Origin of the sequence: Propioniciclava tarda (assembly GCF_900182665.1) — a bacterium.
GTDB lineage: Bacteria > Actinomycetota > Actinomycetes > Propionibacteriales > Propionibacteriaceae > Propioniciclava > Propioniciclava tarda.
Window position 1 is genome coordinate 16,955 of the sequence record NZ_FXTL01000001.1, and the last position, 16,679, is coordinate 33,633.

Sequence of the window (16,679 nt, forward strand, 5' to 3'; positions counted from 1 at the left end):
GCCCTGTGGGGCAAAGGAGTGTTTGTATATTATGAGAAAACCAAATAGATTTGAAGCTATAGCCACTGGTCTAACGGCCGCTATGGCACTATCCTTAGGTGGATGCGCCACTCATGCCGCCGAGACCCCAAAGGCACCCATTACCGCTACCGCAACACCTGACAAGCCCGTCGATACACCTCAAAGCCATGCGGCCTATGATAAGTATAAAGCCCTGAGCTTAGCCGAGTTTGAAAAGCTTCCAAGGAGTGAACAACTGACCTTTACATATGAAGCAACCCGCACGGGCACATTTGCGGTACCTCCAACAAAGACGCTCGGTAGAGGGTTCAGTCAGTTGCCAGAGTATGACCTATTTGCAACATCTGATGAATCTACTTCAGACCAAAAAGTTTTAGACTCTCTCTGGGATGCCTTAAATGCCGCCCAGACAGCCGCAAATGATGATATGTCACCAAACAACGAGCTTGGACAAAAGATACTCGCTTCATTATCTACAATGACAGACCGAAGTGAGGGCAACAACAGCTCACGACTTTACAACACTCTTCAAGAAGTAACAGCTAACCGTTCATCATTAACATGGTTTAAGGAGTTTGTGACAGCTACGGGCCCTGGTGTAAATAAGCACGGCGTAGCAACGGTTGGCGACAAACAGCGGTCAGTCTCGTATCGCGACATACCTGCACGCATTGATTTTGCCGGCCCAGATAAAGGTACTGATACAACCGCAAGGCTTGTGCTAATTGAGGCGAGCGACGGGCACAAAGCATATGTGTTAGATATATTAAGCGCAGGCCAATTACCAGACCTACCAGATAAATAAAGCCCTAGAGATTTTTGCGCATTACTGATAAAATAACGCATGTAAGCATGTGCGCTATTTTATTATGAGAGTTAGGGCAACATCATTACTATCTTTATACTTGCTAAGCACAGTCTTGGCATTATTCTCCTTTGCTCCGTCTGCACATGCCGCAGAAACCAGCTTTTGGTCGGGGATGTCATTTTACCAAAAAGAGGCGTACGCTAACAGAGTAATGGCTGAGCGAGCCTGCTTGACATACAACGTTAATAAAGAGATATTTGTAGCCGCCGACCGAAGTGTTAATGTTCGAGACCCTGGTTGGTGGCTGTTTAATGACGATCATGCCGTTGGTGTTGGTTGGCAGACCAGCACTGCTGACAAGGGAACATTGAAGTGCTCTGGGTTGCTACGCTCTTCACTGTTAGCAGATACTGGCTACGAGGGCAAAAATGGCCAACTCCTCATCGACCTGGGGTTTAAACAAGGTAACCCCCCTGGAGGCTCATATACCCTTAACCCAGACGGCGCCCCTGAAAGGGCGGCACTTGCTGGGGCATTTGACCAGATTATAAAAACAAAACAGGCCTAGCCCCACCAGACCTCTACAAATCTGCTGAGGTATCGTATACACGCTATTACACCGCCTTTACGGCAGGATGCGGAGTACAACTTGATCCCTCCAAGGCAACCGACCCAGCTTACGCTGGATATCCAAAACTAAAAGGGTTTATCACGTCGGACGGTAAAGTAGTTGAGGCGGCGGTAACCAATGGTACTTCTGGTGGTGGCCTGCCATCATCGCCTGGCAAAATGAATTAATGTCGTTGAGGGCTATGATGGCGACGTTATCCTTGGTACAACTCGGCCATCGCCGGCCGCAGGACGTCGAGGGTGTCCGAGGCGAACAGGACGTCGTCCTCGAGCACCAGGACTCTGGACAGCCCCCGCCGCTTCGCTTCGGCGATCGCCGCCCGCCACGACAGGGCGCAGCCGACGTGGTGGTTGTCGGGGGTGGGGACGGCCGCCACCCGCTCGAGTCGCCACCCGACACCCAGGGCCTCCACGCGCGGGACCAGCCTCGCCCACCGCTGCGGGTCGGCGTCCAGGTTGATCGCCATGACGGCGTCGAAGCCCGCTAGCGGATGGGTGGGCGCGGCCGCGGCACGCTCGAAGAGCGCGTCGTCGGTGACGAAGGTGCGGAAGTGCTCGCGGCCCTCGGTGAGGTCCCAGCCAAGCTCGGCCCAGCCCAGCTCGTAGTTGCGGAGGAAGCTCTCCCACGTGTGCTCGTAGGGCACACCCCGGGGGCGGACGAAGCGGTGCCCCCAGGCAAGCGCGGGCAAGCCGACCGTGCGTCCGCCGGCGCGGCGCATCTTCTCGTGCAGGTAGCCCTCCTCGGCGCCGAAGCGCCGAAACAGCGAGTGGAAGCCTGGCCAGGCGTCCTTGCGGCAGGCGAACAGTCCGAGCCCCTGGGACGCCAGCTCGTACGGCTCTTCGCTGAAGTCGTCGGCGAGTCCGTTGTTGCCCCAGGAGCCGAACATGCCGCTGCTCCAAGTGGGGTGGAGGTGTGTCGCGGCCACGGCGGTGAGTCGGTCGTCGAGCAACGGACCCTGGACGAGGTCGCGACACTCGGGACGGGCGTCGAAGTAGCGCAGCAGGGCCGCTAGCCCGCCCGGCCTGATCAGGACGTGGGAGTCGACGCAGCACACGATGTCGGCCTGGGCCTCCCGGAACACCAGGTCTCGGACTGAGGTGCCCTGGAAGGCGCGGAACGGCACGTAGCGCAGCCGCGGCCACATCGCCTCCAGGCCCTTCAGCGCCTGGGAGACCGGCCCGGTCGGGTGGTTGTCGATGATCACGAACGACAGGTCGTCGGCCACCTCGGGGTGATGCAGCAGGATCGAGGCGATCGTGAACCAGACCCCGTCGAAGTCGTCGAAGGTGGCCATACCGATGCAGAGCCGCGTGCTCGTCGCGAGCGGTGCGGTCGGGGACGGGATCGGTCCGGTCAGCTCCCGCCAGGCACGCAGCTGTTCCTTGCCGGCCGCCAAGCCGGCCGCGATGGCGGTGGGGCCGTGCATAAGGACCAAGGCTAGGTGGGACGGCGAGTGCGATGCGCGGCCCCCTCGTCCCCTGTTTGGAGGACATGCGCCCCCACCCGCGACCACGTTGGAATGCAAGCTGGCCCATCGGGGGCCACCACCTAGGACCGCCTTCAACGGGGAGCAACCGTGATCAATCCCACCTGGTCGCAACGCCACGACGACCTCACCACCGACACCGTCGACGGCCAGCTCGTCGACTACGACCTGCGCACCAACCAGGTCCACTGCCTCGACAACGTCGCCGCCAACGTCTGGGCCGCCTGCACCGGAGCCGACGCCGACCAGATCGCGCGCACCACCGGAGTCGGCCGCTCCGAGGTCGCCGCCCACCTCTCCGCCCTGGCCGAACGTCAGCTCATCACCACCGACGCCGCCGCCCTCGAGCGGCGCACCTTCCTGAAGGCCGCCGCCATCTCCGCCGCCGTCACCAGCGTCGGCATCTGGTCCATCGCCGCCCCGCTGCCCGCCGCCGCGGCCAGCGGCGCCACGGCCACCACGACCGCCACGCCCGCCACGACTGGTCCCGGCACCACGGCGCCGTCCACCACGGCGGCGCCGAGCACGAACACTCCCGCTGGCTGCGCAGCCGCCGGCGGCTACTGGAACGAGTTCATCGGCATGTGCGAGTTCCTCTGATCGCGCCCCGGAGCCTCATCGCCCGAGCCGCCCGCGACCATCGGTCGCGGGCGGCTCACTGTCTTGTTGGCTGAAGGCCTCGGACGCCGAATCGCACGTCCAGGACGCGGCGGCCCGCGGCGTCCCTACTTCTTCGTCAACTGCAGGACGACCGGCTTGAACTCGTTGAAGAAGTCGTTGCCCTTGTCGTCGACCACGATGAAGGCCGGGAAGTTCTCGACCTCGATCTTCCAGATCGCCTCCATGCCCAGCTCGGGGTACTCGACGACCTCGACGGACTTGATGCAGTCCTGGGCGAGGCGCGCGGCCGGGCCACCGATCGAGCCGAGGTAGAAGCCGCCGTGCGCCTTGCAGGCGTCGGTGACCTGCTGGCTGCGGTTGCCCTTGGCCAGCATCACCATCGAGCCGCCCTTGGACTGGAACAGGTCGACGTAGGAGTCCATGCGTCCGGCGGTGGTGGGGCCGAACGAGCCGGACGCCATCCCGTCGGGAGTCTTCGCCGGGCCGGCGTAGTAGACCGGATGGTTCTTGAGGTACTCGGGCATGTCCTCGCCGGCGTCCAGGCGCTCTTTGATCTTGGCGTGCGCGATGTCGCGGCCGACGATCAGCGGACCGGTCAGCGACAGCCGGGTCTTGACGGGGTGCTTGGAGAGCTCGGCGAGGATCGCGTCCATCGGCTGGGTGAGGTCGATGTGGACGACTGATCCGGCCTGGTGGTCCTCGGACGCCCCCTCGGGTCCGGCGAGGTCGTGGTGGGTGATGTCGGGCAGGAAGCGTCCGGGATCGAACTCGAGCTGCTCGATGAACGCGCCCTCGGCGGTGATCTTGGCGCGGCACTGGCGGTCGGCGCTGCAGCTCACGGCGATGGCGATCGGCAGGGACGCCCCATGGCGCGGCAGCCGGACGACCCGCACGTCGTGGCAGAAGTACTTGCCGCCGAACTGGGCGCCGATGCCCATGTCCTGGGTGAGCTTGAGCACCTTGGCCTCGAGCTCGAGGTCGCGGAAGCCGTGCCCGGCCGGGGAGCCCTGCGTGGGCAGCGTGTCGAGGTACTTCGCCGAGGCGTACTTGGCGGTCTTGAGTGCGAACTCGGCGCTGGTGCCGCCGATGACGATGGCCAGGTGGTACGGCGGGCAGGCCGCGGTGCCGAGCGAGCGGATCTTCTCGTCGAGGAACTTCATCATGGCGTCCGGGTTGAGGACGGCCTTGGTCTCCTGGAACAGATAGCTCTTGTTGGCGCTGCCGCCGCCCTTGGCCATGAACAGGAAGCTGTACTCGGCCTCGTGGCCGGGTTCGGTGTTGGCGTAGAGCTCGATCTGGGCGGGCAGGTTGGTGCCGGTGTTCTTCTCGTCCCACATCGTCAGCGGGGCGTTCTGGCTGTAGCGCAGGTTGAGCTTGGTGTAGGCGTCGTAGACGCCCTTGCTGAGCGGACGCTCGTCCGTGCCCTCGGTGAGCACGTGCTGGCCGCGTTCGCCCTTGATGATGGCGGTGCCGGTGTCTTGGCACATCGGCAGGACGCCCGCGGCGGCGATGTTGGCGTTCTTCAGCAGGTCGAGGGCGACGAACTTGTCGTTACCGGACGCCTCGGGGTCGTCGATGATCTTGGCCACCTGGGCGAGGTGCGCGGAGCGGAGGTAGAACGCGATGTCGTGCATCGCCGTGGCGCTCAGGAGTTCGAGCGTGGAGGGGGCGACCTTGAGGAACGTGATGCCGTCCGGACCCTCAACCGTTTCCACGCCCTCGGTGGTGACCAGGCGGTACGGGGTGTCGTCGTGCCCGTGCGGCAGCATGCTCTCGTAGAGGAACTCGGCCATCTCAAACTCCTTCGTCGCGGCTCGGCCCCATCTTTCCATCGTCACGTTGCGTCCGCAGCGGCGTTCGCCTGTTCCGGACGCCGACGCTGCGGGCCGGCCCTCCACTCACCTCGGACGCTGACGCTGCGGGCCGGCCCTCGTCCGGCGACGGTGCACGCCGGCCGGGGCGGCTCGGCTCGAGCTGCAGCCGTTGGACTTGGCTGGCGATCACGGTGGCCTTTGGGCCCATAGAGGGGCTCTCTCCCCACAGTGATGGCGCAGCACCGGAGGAGTTCCGGTTCTGGTCAGCGAGGGCGGGCAGGGCGTCCTCGGTTTGGGTGCCCACGACGAGGGGTCTCGTCGGGACCAGCGTCGCGACGGCTCTTCAGGACTCTCCGAATGGCGGTGACACTGCCCATGATCATGGTGGGCTTTGGACCCCCAGAGGGGCCCTCTTTCCATCGCGATGGGGCGTGCCGACGCGGCGACGTCCCTGGTGGAGCTTCTCAGCTCCGGTCGGCGCCGCCCGGACCACCTAGCTGATTCGGAGAACCTCCCTCCTTCCGCCCTCGATGAGCTCTTGAGCCAGGGCCACGGTCTCGCCTCGCAGGTCGACACCCCTGCGGGACGCCGCGCGCTGCAGCTGCCTCAGCAGGGTGGCCACGTCGTCCGGCTGGCCGGCGGCGTCCGCGATGCGCATCAGCTCGCACACCAGCAACTCGTCGTCGGGGGCCACCAGCCGCCCGCGCTGGCAGGCCCAGCGGGCCGCGTCCAGGTCGCCGGCGATTCGCTCTCGTCGGGCGAGGACCACGGCCAGGTCGCGGACCAGCTCGACCATGTCGCTCCGCAGGGCCGACGCCCAGGCCCACTCGCCTGGCGAAGCGTCCGCCATGGGAGCGCCCCCGACGAGCGCCAAGGCCGACCGCAGCACGTCGGTCGGCGTCTGGTTGATGCCGGCGTCGATCAAGTGCTTCAGCTCGATCCAGTCCGACGAGACGGTGGACGCCAGCCGGATGCGTCCGCTGTACGCCTCGGGCAGGTAGAGCTCTCCGTCCGGGCCGGCTCCGAGCCACGACCGCAGTCGGCTCAGGTTCGCCCGGCGCGTCCCGTCCGTGACGAAGAGGTCGGCGTTCATCTCGGACGCCGTCGCGCCCGGATTCTCCAGCAGCCAGGCGCAGTACTCGACGCAGCTGCGGCGGGACTTCGCCGGCTCCTCGCCCTGGGCGTGATCGAGTCCCACCGCGCCGAAGAGCCGCAGCCGGGGTGCGCGGACCGCTCGGAACGGGCGCACCGTCGTCGACTCATCCACGGGCACCGGCCGTTCGGCGTTCGGAGGTGCTGCGTCCGCTTCGATCAGCCGCAACGAAGGCCCGCTGCGAGCCGACGGTTCCAGGCGCGGGACGGGCAGCGGCGTGCTCGCAGGTTCTTCGCCCATGTCGACTCCTTCGAGGTCATCGAGTCCTTCGACTGCTTCGAGGTCTTCGCGCCACCAGGACGCCGGGAACGTCATGTCACTGCGGGCGGACTCGTAGAGATCCGAGATCGCCCGCCGCACCTCGGGTCGCAGCGTCTGAGCGGCCACGCGCACGCTCGCCGGCTCGAGGACGGCGACCGGCTGCTCGCCGGGCTCACCGGGGACGAGGTGGAGGCGGGGTTCATCCGCGGCCACCGCTGGCGCGACGGCCGAGACCGGCACCACCGCCGAGAGGCCGAGACGTTCGCCATCCACGGCCGTCCGGATGCGACGCACCTGGGCGGCGTCCGGCTGCCGTTCGAAGAGGTACACGGTAGGCGCCCACGCGTCGCTGAGATCGGGGTCGAGGCGCAGGGAGTCGTAGCTGCTGGAGGTCAGCAGCAGGAGTGCGCGGCGTTCGCGCGACTGTCGCTCAAGCTCCAGGACGGCCGCCTCGGGTTCGGCGAACGTCCTGGGCATTGCGACGGAGGCCACCTCCACGAAGCGGCGGTCGGCGGTGGCCACCCGCAGGTTCAGCTCGTCAGCCCACGGCGCGCAGGCCAGTTCGATCGTCATCGCCGAGAGCGACTGGGTCGGTAGCTCAGCGTCTTCACCGTCGACGGCGAGGACGCCCCACGTCACGACATCGACCATCACCAGGTGCCCATCCGCGTCCTGTCCGAGCGTGACCAGTCCCGGGTACACGACGCTCCGGTCGGGAGGCGTGGCCGCTCCCAGCCCGGACCAGGTGACCTGGCACGAGTTGTCCGGGGCGGTCCGGAAGCCGGGCGGAAGGCTGGGCGGCGGGTCCGCGAACTGGAGCACCAGGACCTGCTCAGTAAGGACCGCGCGGCGCAACCTCGGCGGACGCAGCCGCGCCGCCCACCAATGGTCGGCGAGTAGCCGCATCGCGGCTCCCACCAGCTCGGGACGTCCGGCGGGCGGTTGGGCGTCTCCGGGCACCAACTGCCCGGCAAGTCCAAGCGCAGTCTCGAGGCGCCGCACCTCGTCGCTCGGCTCGATGAACCGTCGACCCACCGGCCGCGAGGACTCCCGCTCCCGACGGAGCAGGCGGGCGCCCAAGAGCACCCCGGACGCCGCCACGGCGGCCAGTCCACCTAGGGCGAGGCGGACGCCGAGCGAGTCGTCTACCAGCAGCGAGGGCCCCGTTGGATCGGCAGCGGGGGCGTCTGGAACAGCGACGGTCGGAGATGCCGATGCTGAGGGGGACGTTGAGCTCTCAGCCGTCTCGGGGCTCGGCGCGGCTGTGGAGGTGGGGGCCGCGTCCGTCGCATGGGCGGTCGCGGGCGCTGATGTGGACGCTGTCGCGTCCGGGGCGCCGCCGGCGGCGGCTGTTGGCGTCGGGAGCGCGGCCGGGGTCGACGCGGTGGGGGACTTCGTAGCGGGGCCCGGCATCGTCTGGGTCGATGCCGTGGAAGTCACCGCCGAGGAGGAGGTCGCCGAGGGGGACGCGGCCGAACTCGTCGCTCCAGCAGCCCCTTGACCCGGGACCAGGTCGAGGCCGGCGCCGGACGGCACCGAGGGCGCGGCGGCCGGCGCGGCGGCCGGCGCGGCGGCGTCCGGGAGGGACAGGGGCGCGACCTCGACGTGGCCTCCGCTGTCGGACTGGCTCACCTTCGCGCCGCTCTGCATCGCGGCTGACTCTGGGGTGACTCGCACGGGCAGCTGGAGCGTCCAGCCGACCTCGATGTGGTCCGGATCGGCCACGAGTCCCGCGTTCAGGCGTTGCAGTTCGGGGTAACGCTCGCCGGACCCGAGCGTCCGCTCGGCCAGCGCCCAGAGCGTGTCGCCGGGACGCACCACATAGGCCTCCGTCGGACCAGACGGCACGGCGATGACCAGCTCGCTGCCCTCGATGAGGTCGGCCGTAGGGTCCGCGGCCAGAGCGGGGTTTGCCTGAACGATCCGCCGCCACTGCGTCCCGGAGCCGTAGTACCGCTGGGCCAGGCTCCAGAGCTCGTCACCCGGCGCGACCACGTGGGTGAGCGTGTGACCGGCGGTCTGATGGGACGCCGTCTGGGACGTGGTCACGAGGGACGGCGTCCGATCAACAACGACAGGCACGGACGCCGCAGCTGACGGTCCCGGCGAGGCCTCCGGGGCAGCGAGCGCAGGAGCGGCGCCAGCGGACAGGATCGTGGCGATGAGCAGCGCGGCCAGCGCCTGGGGCAACCGCAGCCCGGGCAGTTGAATGGCGAGGCGTCCCGAGGTCGCAACTCGCAGCACCTCCAGAACCACCGACACCGCGAACACCAGCCAGGCGCACCAACCGACGACCGTCAGCAGCCCCAGCAGGACCCTGAAGTCAGCCGGCGCCCACACGTTGAGCTGCTGCCACGCGTAGAAACCGAGCCGCGCCAACAACACCGGCGGACCCACCAGCAGCCCGAGGAGCACCACGATGGAAGCGACCCTGCGCATGTCAACCACGTCCCCTGTAGCGATCGAGGGTGGAGGTCGCGGTCGCCTCCACGGAGATGGACCCGGGGATGCCCGGGACCAGAACGTCCGCCAACCGGACGCCGCACGTCACGCGCGCCGTGACCCGTGCTGGCTGGCCCACGGGAACGGCGAAGCCGGACGTGTCGAGGGCGAGGGCCGGCGCTCCGGCGAGGCAGGTCAGGCCGCTGGCCGCGGCGTCCGATCTGACGAGGTCCTGGGCGCTCGACTGAGCCAAGGAGGACGTCCGCGCCAGCGACGCCTGACGGGCAGCAGAAGCGGCGAGTTGCTCGACGCCGGATCGCGCCCACTCCAGCCGCGCGCCGGCGATGACGATGCCCGCCAGCAGCAGCAACACCGGAAGCAGCAGCACGAACTCGACGGTGACGGCGCCGCGCTCGCCCCTGGTCGTCATGGTTGGGTCACCGACTCGCGCGTCCGCGTGACCTGAGCGACGAGGCTGGGAGCGGCGAGGTCGACGAGTCCGGGCATGCGTCCGGACACGCGGGCCACGACATCATCGCCGGAATAGGTCACGCTGACCGCGATGTCACTGAGCCCGCCTCGGGTCGCCAGGGAGCGTCCGACGGCGGTGCCCTGGGCGAGGGTGGCGCCGAGCGGGGCGGCCTCTTCGGCCGCAGCCCCCGCCGCGTTTGCCACGACCGTGCGGCCGTAGCCCCACAGCCCCAGTTGGATGATGCCCAGCACGACGAGCATGAGCACCGGCGTGATCATGACCCACTGGACGGACTCCGACAGCCCCCGCTGATTGCGCATGATCAGGGCGTCAGAACCAGGTTCTGGGTGACGAAGCGGGTGACGAGTCCGATCACGGTGATCGCGATCGCCACGGCGCCCACGAGCAGGATCACGTTCTCGGTGGACTGCGACAGGCCGCGCTCGTCACGACGCCGCAGCGAGGACGCGGTGCCGACCGCGAGGTGGATCAGGCGTTCGACGGTCATGGTTGTCTCCTTCGGTTGGATCAGCTCTGGATGAGCCTGAGGATGGGTGGAGCGAGGAACAGCAGCCCGAACAGCAGGCTGGGGATCACCATGAAGACGGTCATCCGCTCCGAGATGCGGGTGGCGGTCATCTTGAGGTCGGTGAGGTGGGCGTCACGCAGCTCTTTGACGCGTGCGCGCAGCGTGTTGGACAGGGCGGCGCCCGACTCGTCCAGCCGCATCACGTCGGCGAGGTCGACGAGCGCCGGAAGCTCCAGCCGCTGCCCCAGTGCCTTGAGCTCGGCGAACGGCATCCGTTGTTCGAGTCGTGCTCGGTCGAGCGCGCCCCGGAGCTGCGCGAAGACGGCGTTGTCGGAGATGGCCGCTGCGGCGTGCAGCGACTGCGTGGCGGACTGGTTCGCCATCCGCTCGACCGTCACCAGGTCGAAGTAGGTCAGCAGTGACTCGGTGGCGTCCGAGGAGAGGTGCTCGGCCTGGCCGCGCAGCAACAAGTCAGGGAGGAGGAAGCCGACCACCGCCCCCACCACGCTCACGACCAACGGGACGGACGCGTCCAGGCCGAGCCCGAAGGTGGCCAGGGCGCCCAGCGCCAGCGGTGTGACGAAGCCAGCCAGCGCGCCCGTGACCTTCAAGCTGTAGTGCCGGGGCAGGCTGCGGCCCTTCAGTTCGAGGGCGCGTCTCGTGGTCTTCGTGACCGCGACCGGACGCCGGCGCAGCCACCACGCACCCAGACGCTCGCCCGGCTCGGGCGTCGGCCCCGATTCGTGCCGGGCCTCGCCGCCCAACGCCGCGAGCGCATCGTCCAGGCGGACGTGCTCAGGCCTGAACGCCGCCACGATCAGGAGGACTCCGGCGACGAGCACCATGCCGGGCAGCACGACGAGGGCCGACGTCATGTCACGGACCTCAGGATTCGCTCACGACTCCGCGCCAGGGTCATCCGCCGCATGGTCCAGACCGCGAGGACGTACAAGGCGAGCAGGATCGCCAAGATGACCTGCCCCAGCGGCGTCCCGTACGGCGCGAAGAAGCCAGGGGAGAGGAGCACGAAGGCCGCCAACGTGATCCCCGAGATGAACGACACCTGGCGCACCACGACGCGAGGCTTGGCGCGCTCGGCCTCGATCTCGCGCAGCGCTCGCAGCCGCTCCTGGATCGCCTCGGCAAGCGCATACAGCGTGACGGACGCTCCCGTGCCGCCTCGTTGCGCCGACAAGACCAGGGCTGCCAGGACGGCGTCCGCGTCGGCGCTGGCCAGTTCATCGGCCATCGCCTGCAGGGCCTGAGGAGTGGTCCAGCGATCGTCGAGGCGTCGCACCAGAAGCGCCAGCGGATCGCCGAGACCGGTCGGTGGCTGGCGTGCCGACGCGCGGAGGGCGTCGGTGATGGAGCGTCCGGTCGACATCTGGGCGAGCATCCCGCGGACCCAGCGATCCAGCGCCTCCAGCAGTCGGATGTTGTCCTGGGGCGGATCGCTCAGCAGCCGCGGGACGCCGACCAGCGCGGCCGGGACCAGCAGCACCAACAACGGCCAGCCCGTGGCGTACATCAGCACGAGCCCCAGAGCCACGCCGAGCAGCACCGACAGCAGCGTCCGCCTCGGAATCCGCGCGATTCGCTCAAGGACCGAGCTGAACCGACGCAGCGGCCGCCGGGCATGCCGGGGCGCCCGCGGGATCACACCGAACGCGGCCGCGAGAGCGACCACCAGGCCCGCGAGCGCGAGCATGGAGCACAGCACAGCCGAGACGAGGATCATCGCTGCCTCCACGTCGGCAGGAACGGAGCCAACGACTCGAGGAAGTCCTGTTCCGGGTGGAAGAGGGCCTGATCGGTGTCGGTAGCGGCTCGGTAGACGAGGTGTGAGACGGGCCGGTTGCCCTCCATGCCGCCCGTGAGCCGACGCACCTCCGAGACCCGGCGCGTCCGGACGCCACCGCGCCAGGTGTCGTCGATCAGGCTGACGTGCACGATCAACGCAATGTGATGGGCGATCTGGCGGAACGCCTCGTCGATGCTCAGGACGCCGCCCTGCGCCACGCGGGCTGCCAGGCGGTCCATCGTCGAGGCCGAGTCGTGGCTGTGCGTCGTGCTGAGCGTCCCCGCGCCCGCCTGCATCGCCTCGAACATCGCGCCCGCCTCGCTGCCGCGCACCTCGCCGACCACGAGGCGCGAGAGGTTCTGCCGGAGGGCTTCTGGGATCAGGTCGGCGACCGTGAACTCCCCGACCGGACGCCCGTCCTGCCGCTCACCCAGACCGATGCGGGCTTGGAGGGCCAGCATGTTGCGCCTGGTCGGCTGCAGGTGGGTGAGCAACTCGTAGTCGGTTTCCAGGGTGCCGAACCGCTCGTTCGCGGGAATCGACGCGATCATCGCGCGTAATAGCGTCGTCTTTCCGGCGCCCTGGTCTCCTGAAATGACAACCGACCGCCGGCCCAACACAGCCGCGTGCAGGAGGCGTCCGACCTCCTCGGGCATCATGCCGCGATCGACGAGTTCCGGCAGATCGACCGAGGTGAGGATGTGCTGTCGAATCGTCACCGAAGGGCGGTACGACAGCCCAAAGCCGATGGCGTGGAGCCGGAAGCGATCGCCCAGGGCGAGCGTCATCGTGGGGTGGGCGTCGTCGAACGGACGCGTCGGCGTCACGCTCTCACCCAGGAACCGCACCGCCTCGACGAGTTCCTCGTCCGAGTCGGCGACCGGCGGATGAGCCTCGCGATGCCCGTCCCCGAACTGCACCATCACCGAGTCGCAGCCCGCGATCTCGATGTTCTCGGCGTCCGGGATCTCGAACAGCGGCTGCAGGCGTCCGTACCCGTAGATCGCGTTTTCGAGCGCCTGGGCGTACGCCCGCTCCGTCTCCAACGGCCAGAGCGCCTCGCCGCGCGCGCCCTGCTCGTCGGCGTACTCGCGCACGATCCGGCGCACCATCGACCGCCCCAACAGACGCCGATCCGTCTCGGGCATCGGGCTGTCGGTGCGTTCGTTGTGCGCCTCAATCTCGCGGCTGATGCGCTCGCTGGCGCGCCGCCGCAGGAGCACGACCAGGCCCCAGTCCACCTCGTCGGACTTCACGAACGACTGGTTCGCCTCGACCAGGTCCGCCTTGGTCAGGACGAAGTCGCCGAGCGGCTCGAAGAGCGGAACGTCGGCCAGCCGGACGCCGTCGCCGCTCATGCCGGAGCCCCGATCCGTGCCCGCTCGGTCACGTCCTGCGCCACGAACTCGGCCGCGGTCCGCGCGTAGGACGCTGCCAGCGCCTGCCGACCCCAGCGCTTCGACAGCGGCTGTCCCTCGTGCAGGTCGGCGGCACCCGCGGCGTCCCAGGCGATCGTCGCTTGGACGCCCACGCCGAACTGCTCGGACACTTCCTTCGCCCCGTATGGACGCCCCGGGCCGACCAGCACGAGGCCGACCTTGCCCTCGCCCGCCTGCTCGACCAGCGCCGATAGATACAGCCGCACCGCGGCCAGCGAGACCAGCGACGAGCGGCAGACCAGCCAGACCTTGTCGGACGCCTCGACGAGGTCGCCCGGCAGACCGCGATGGCCGATGCGTCCGGCGTCCACGACCGCGTCGAACGGGGCCGCCTGCAGCGCCAGCCCGAGTTCGCGCCACACGCCGCCGAACAGGTCGACCGAGCCCAGGTGGACGAATCCGGGCAGGAACCTGCGCGACACCGACGACCCCGAGGCGATCGGCTCCGGAAGATCCACCGCCTGATCGACGAGCGCCTCGCTCAGCGGACGCCTCTCCCGGTGCGCCTGCAGTACCCCGGGCAGCCCGCGATCCCGCGCGGAGACGCCCCGCAAGTACCCCGCTAGGACCGCCTGCGACGGCGTCCGATCGGCATCGACCAAGAGGACGTCGCGAGGCCACGTCAGCGCCAGCCCGAGCGCCGTCAGCGTGACCCCCGGGGCCCCGCTGGCCGAGCACAGCAGCAGGGTGGCCATCTACGACTCCGACTTCTGGATGATCGCGATCTGCTTCATCGCCCCTAGTCGGGCCACCTGTTCGGCGTTCGCGAGCGGGACGTTCAGGTCCACGACGAAGCCGCCATCAGGGGACGCCGCGGGTGCGGTCGCCAGGGTCGCCTCCACGCTCGGGGCCAACGTGGAGTCGGCGCCGGCCGCCGCACCCCCGGGCAGCGCGACCACCAACACGAGCGTGCCGGGCGCCAGGGGCGACGCCGGGAGGCGTCCGGACTCGACCTTGACCCCGACCCGGGCCAACCCGGCCGCCAACTCGGGCGGGCCGAAGCTGCCGGCGACCAACAGTCCACCGCCCGGCAGGTCGGTGCGTGCGGTCTGGCCGACGATGGAGTTCAACTGCTCGCCCGGAATGGCGGCGACGTCGGCGTTGCGTCCGATCGGGATGACAGCCAGCTTGCTGGCGTCGATGACCTGGCCGCGATGAACCGTCGTCGTGACCTTGATCGCCGACCGAGTGTCCGTGGCCGTGGCGAACAGCGCCCAGGTGCCGAGGCCGCCCAGCACCACGGCCAGGATGCCCGCCGCGAGCCAGCGCACGTTGCGTCGCACTCGGACGCGACTCGTCCGAACGGTCGCCGGGATCGCCTGCTCTGCCATGAGTCGATGTCCTTGTTCCTGGGGTGGGACATCAAGGTAGGTCAGATCGTTGAAACGGAGCAGCAGTTTCACGCGATCTGTGGATAACTACGGGGCCTGACCGAACGCCAGCCCGTCAGGAAACCGCTGCCAACGGCGTCCGAACTTCTTCGGTTTCTCCTCCAACTATGGCCAAAGTACGGAATACTTAGGCGGGTGAGCGAAACCAGCACCAACCTCCAAGAGGCCCTAGAGGGCCAGTTCGGCCTCGCCGCTCGCGTGGTCGACCAGAACCGCCTAGACAACAGCGTGAGGCGCTTCCGCGAGCGCGGCATCACGCTCCCCACGTTCGCCGAGATGGCCGACCCGTCAACGGTGCCGGCCGACCGTGTCGGCGACGCGGATCCCCAGGGCCCCGACTCCCGCAACCTGTGGCGCCTGCACTGGTACAACGACCTGCAGGGCAACCGCGTGTCGGTGCCTGACCACGCGATCCTCCCGAAGGAACTGACCGGGATCGACACCCCGATCATCGTCATCTTCGGCGACCGCTTCCCGATGATCACGGCCCACAAGGTCATGCCGGCCTACGCCTGCCTCGCCCCGCGCGTGGTCTGCGGCCAGTTCGACCCGACCGAGCACCGCGCCATCTGGCCGTCCACCGGCAACTACGCCCGCGGCGGCATCGCGATCTCGCGCCTGATGGCGTCCCGTGGCGTGGCGATCCTGCCCGAAGGCATGAGCCAGGAGCGCTTCGACTGGCTGAACCGCTGGTGCGAGAACCCGGAAGAGGACGTCATCAAGACGTACGGCACGGAGTCGAACGTCAAGGAGATCTACGACGCCTGCAACGAGCTGGCCAAGGATCCGACGAACTTCGTCCTCAACCAGTTCGCCGAGTTCGCCAACCACCTCATGCACTACAACGTCACCGGACGCGCCCTCGAGCACGCCTGGGAGGCCGCGCAGGAGGAGCTGGGGCGTCCGCTCAAGCTGGCCGCCTTCACTTCGGCGACCGGCTCCGCCGGCACCATCGCCGCCGGCGAGTACCTCAAGAAGAAGCACGGCACCAAGGTGGCCGCGCTCGAAGCGCTCGAATGCCCGACGCTGTACAACAACGGCTTCGGCGAGCACAACATCCAGGGCATCGGCGACAAGCACCTGCCGCTGATCCACAACATCATGAACCACGACCTGGTGGCCGCGATCAGCGACAAGGCCACCGATCAGCTGTTCGTGCTGTTCAACACCCCCGCCGGACGCGACTTCCTCAAGGCTCGTGGGCTCTCCGACGAGCTGCTCGAGCACCTCACGCACATGGGCTTCTCGTCCATCTGCAACGTGCTCGGTGCCATCTCGACCGCCAAGAAGCTCGGCCTCGGCGCGGACGACGCCATCGTCACCATCGCCACCGACGGCGGCGCGATGTACGCCTCCGAGCTCGAGGGCAAGATCCTGCCGCGCGACTTCGACGGCAAGTTCGATGCCGTCGACGCCGCCACGGTGTACGCCCGTCACCTCAACGATGTGCCGACCACGTACACGATCGAGCTGACCCGCGCCGACAAGGAGCGCATCTTCAACCTCGGCTACTACACCTGGTGCGAGCAGCAGGGCACCCCGTTCGAGCTGTTCATGGAGCGCAAGGACCAGAACTTCTGGGAGGGCCTGCAGAAGTTCGTCCCGATCTGGGACGAGATGATCAAGGATTTCAACGCCAAGGTGGCGTCGGAGGCCTGAGTTCAGTGTCGAGCGGCCCGCAGCTTCGGCTGCGGGCCGTTCTTCTGTTCGGACGCCGACGCGCGGGTCGGCGTCCTGCCGGGGGTTGGGAGGGCTGCGGTCCGGGGACCGCTGTCTCCAGCGGCTCGCACGGGGCTGTTATCGGTGAAGA

The 16,679-nt window shown here is 67.9% G+C and carries 15 protein-coding genes; 4 read left to right on the top strand and 11 right to left on the bottom strand.

Annotation, left to right across the window (positions count from 1 at the left end; translation table 11 throughout):
* Positions 1-31: 31 nt before the first annotated feature.
* Both FN821_RS00095 and FN821_RS00100 read left to right on the top strand, forming a co-directional pair.
* Positions 32-826, top strand: a complete 795-nt coding sequence (locus tag FN821_RS00095; RefSeq protein WP_165489165.1) for a hypothetical protein — start codon at positions 32-34, stop codon at positions 824-826.
* A 115-nt stretch (positions 827-941) separates the two neighbouring features.
* The gene (locus tag FN821_RS00100) at positions 942-1,397 is read left to right on the top strand and encodes a hypothetical protein (RefSeq protein WP_131170529.1); all 456 of its coding nucleotides are present in this window, start codon (positions 942-944) and stop codon (positions 1,395-1,397) included.
* A 256-nt stretch (positions 1,398-1,653) separates the two neighbouring features.
* On the opposite strand, the gene FN821_RS00105 is transcribed toward FN821_RS00100, so the two are convergent.
* A complete protein-coding gene (locus FN821_RS00105) occupies positions 1,654-2,886 on the bottom strand; it encodes a glycosyltransferase (RefSeq protein ID WP_131170530.1) in 1,233 nt (410 codons plus the stop codon).
* A gap of 150 nt (positions 2,887-3,036) precedes the next feature.
* On the opposite strand from FN821_RS00105, the gene FN821_RS00110 reads away from it, so the two are divergent.
* Positions 3,037-3,546, top strand: coding sequence for a hypothetical protein (locus tag FN821_RS00110; protein WP_131170531.1), 510 nt, complete (start codon positions 3,037-3,039; stop codon positions 3,544-3,546).
* A 125-nt stretch (positions 3,547-3,671) separates the two neighbouring features.
* On the opposite strand, the gene FN821_RS00115 is transcribed toward FN821_RS00110, so the two are convergent.
* The 10 genes from FN821_RS00115 to FN821_RS00165 all read right to left on the bottom strand — a co-directional run bounded on the left by FN821_RS00115 (position 3,672) and on the right by FN821_RS00165 (position 14,809).
* On the bottom strand, positions 3,672-5,360 hold the full coding sequence (locus FN821_RS00115; RefSeq protein ID WP_131170532.1) for a fumarate hydratase: 1,689 nt from the start codon (positions 5,358-5,360) through the stop codon (positions 3,672-3,674).
* 514 nt (positions 5,361-5,874) lie between these two features.
* Positions 5,875-9,234 (bottom strand): LysM peptidoglycan-binding domain-containing protein, encoded by a 3,360-nt coding sequence (locus tag FN821_RS14070; RefSeq protein ID WP_165489166.1) that lies wholly within the window; start codon positions 9,232-9,234, stop codon positions 5,875-5,877.
* Position 9,235: 1 nt separating this feature from the next.
* Positions 9,236-9,667 (bottom strand): TadE/TadG family type IV pilus assembly protein, encoded by a 432-nt coding sequence (locus tag FN821_RS00130; protein ID WP_131170533.1) that lies wholly within the window; start codon positions 9,665-9,667, stop codon positions 9,236-9,238.
* Positions 9,664-10,029, bottom strand: a complete 366-nt coding sequence (locus tag FN821_RS00135) for a TadE family protein (protein ID WP_131170534.1) — start codon at positions 10,027-10,029, stop codon at positions 9,664-9,666. The genes FN821_RS00130 and FN821_RS00135 overlap by 4 nt, the downstream gene beginning before the upstream one ends.
* Positions 10,030-10,031: 2 nt before the next feature.
* Positions 10,032-10,217 carry a hypothetical protein gene (locus tag FN821_RS00140; RefSeq protein ID WP_131170535.1) on the bottom strand — a complete coding sequence of 62 codons (186 nt, stop codon included), beginning with the start codon at positions 10,215-10,217 and terminating at the stop codon, positions 10,032-10,034.
* 20 nt (positions 10,218-10,237) lie between these two features.
* Positions 10,238-11,113 carry a hypothetical protein gene (locus FN821_RS00145; RefSeq protein ID WP_131170536.1) on the bottom strand — a complete coding sequence of 292 codons (876 nt, stop codon included), beginning with the start codon at positions 11,111-11,113 and terminating at the stop codon, positions 10,238-10,240.
* Positions 11,110-11,976, bottom strand: coding sequence for a type II secretion system F family protein (locus tag FN821_RS00150; protein ID WP_131170537.1), 867 nt, complete (start codon positions 11,974-11,976; stop codon positions 11,110-11,112). The genes FN821_RS00145 and FN821_RS00150 overlap by 4 nt, the downstream gene beginning before the upstream one ends.
* Positions 11,973-13,397 (bottom strand): TadA family conjugal transfer-associated ATPase, encoded by a 1,425-nt coding sequence (locus tag FN821_RS00155; RefSeq protein WP_131170538.1) that lies wholly within the window; start codon positions 13,395-13,397, stop codon positions 11,973-11,975. Before FN821_RS00155 ends, FN821_RS00150 begins: the two co-directional genes overlap by 4 nt.
* Positions 13,394-14,173: a CpaE/TadZ family protein gene (locus FN821_RS00160; RefSeq protein WP_131170539.1), complete on the bottom strand. Its 780-nt coding sequence runs from the start codon at positions 14,171-14,173 to the stop codon at positions 13,394-13,396. The genes FN821_RS00155 and FN821_RS00160 overlap by 4 nt, the downstream gene beginning before the upstream one ends.
* Positions 14,174-14,809 carry an SAF domain-containing protein gene (locus FN821_RS00165; RefSeq protein ID WP_131170540.1) on the bottom strand — a complete coding sequence of 212 codons (636 nt, stop codon included), beginning with the start codon at positions 14,807-14,809 and terminating at the stop codon, positions 14,174-14,176. It lies immediately after the preceding gene.
* A 195-nt stretch (positions 14,810-15,004) separates the two neighbouring features.
* On the opposite strand from FN821_RS00165, the gene FN821_RS00170 reads away from it, so the two are divergent.
* Positions 15,005-16,528 carry a pyridoxal-phosphate dependent enzyme gene (locus tag FN821_RS00170; protein ID WP_131170541.1) on the top strand — a complete coding sequence of 508 codons (1,524 nt, stop codon included), beginning with the start codon at positions 15,005-15,007 and terminating at the stop codon, positions 16,526-16,528.
* The last annotated feature ends 151 nt before the right edge of the window (positions 16,529-16,679 follow it).